The sequence below is a fragment of the Enterobacter sp. 01-M-03-SI-ECC genome (genome assembly GCF_047530215.1).
Classification (GTDB): Bacteria; Pseudomonadota; Gammaproteobacteria; order Enterobacterales; family Enterobacteriaceae; genus Enterobacter; species Enterobacter chengduensis.
This window is the reverse complement of record NZ_JBLKDA010000088.1, coordinates 1-1,443: the sequence shown is the minus strand read 5'-3', so window position 1 is coordinate 1,443 and position 1,443 is coordinate 1. Positions and strand designations below refer to the sequence as shown.

1 protein-coding gene is annotated in these 1,443 nt (G+C 45.3%); it reads left to right on the top strand.

Features of this window, described 5'->3' with window-relative positions:
* Window positions 1-47: 47 nt before the first annotated feature.
* A protein-coding gene (locus ACMWKK_RS26145; RefSeq protein WP_085949440.1) for an IS3-like element ISKpn8 family transposase occupies window positions 48-1,417 on the top strand; the annotation gives its coding sequence in 2 pieces (ribosomal slippage) (window positions 48-528 and window positions 528-1,417; 1,371 coding nt in all).
* The last annotated feature ends 26 nt before the right edge of the window (window positions 1,418-1,443 follow it).

Below are 1,443 nucleotides of genomic sequence, written 5' to 3'. Positions count from 1 at the left end.
TGTACTGCACCCATTTTGTTGGACGATGAAATGGAATAGTCCCTGATATGTCAAAGCCAAAATACCCCTTCGAAAAGCGCCTTGAAGTCGTGAATCACTACTTCACAACTGATGATGGTTACAGGATCATCTCTGCACGTTTTGGTGTGCCTCGAACACAGGTCAGGACGTGGGTTGCCCTCTATGAAAAACATGGAGAAAAAGGTTTAATTCCCAAACCTAAAGGCGTTAGTGCTGATCCAGAGTTGCGCATTAAGGTCGTGAAAGCCGTGACCGAGCAGCAGATGTCCCTCAATCAGGCTGCTGCTCACTTTATGCTTGCTGGTAGTGGTTCTGTAGCCAAGTGGCTGAAAGTCTATGAGGAGCACGGAGAAGCTGGTTTACGCGCACTCAAGATCGGCACCAAAAGAAACATTACAATGTCAGTTGATCCAGAAAAAGCGGCGTTAGCATTGGAGCTGTCGAAAGACCGACGTATTGAGGATCTTGAAAGACAAGTTCGATTCCTTGAAATGCGGCTTACGTATCTAAAAAAGCTGAAAGCCTTAGCTCATCCCGCGAAAAAGTGAAAGTACTCAACGAGCTAAGGCAGTTTTACCCTCTTGATGAGCTTCTCAAGGCAGCGGAGATACCGCGCAGTACGTTTTATTACCATCTAAAGGCTCTCAGCAAGCCTGATAAGTATGCGGATGTTAAAAAGCGTATTGGTGAGATTTATCACGAGAATAAAGGTCGTTACGGATACCGTAGGGTAACGTTGTCTCTCCATCGAGACGGGGAACGGATTAACCATAAAGCCGTTCAGCGCCTGATGGGAACCCTCTCGCTTAAGGCAGCGATTAAGGTCAAGCGATACAGCTCCTACAGAGGAGAGGTAGGGCAAACCGCCCCCAATGTTCTCCAAAGGGATTTCAAGGCTACACGGCCAAACGAGAAGTGGGTTACCGACGTTACTGAATTTGCAGTCAATGGGCGAAAGCTGTATTTGTCTCCAGTAATAGATCTCTTCAACAACGAAGTTATTTCTTACAGCCTGTCGGAAAGACCTGTGATGAACATGGTCGAGAATATGCTCGATCAGGCATTCAAAAAGCTTAAGCCTCACGAGCATCCTATTCTGCACTCTGACCAGGGATGGCAGTATCGTATGAGAAGGTATCAAAACATCCTTAAAGAACAAGGCATTACACAGAGCATGTCCAGAAAAGGCAATTGTCTGGATAATGCAGTCGTGGAATGTTTCTTTGGAACCTTAAAGTCGGAGTGTTTTTATCTTGACGAGTTCAGTAATATAAGCGAACTGAAGGATGCTGTTACGGAATATATTGACTACTACAACAGCAGAAGAATTAGCCTGAAATTAAAAGGTCTGAGTCCAATTGAATATCGAACCCAGACCTATGTGCCTCGTGTTTAACTGTCCAACTTTTTGGGGTCAGTACA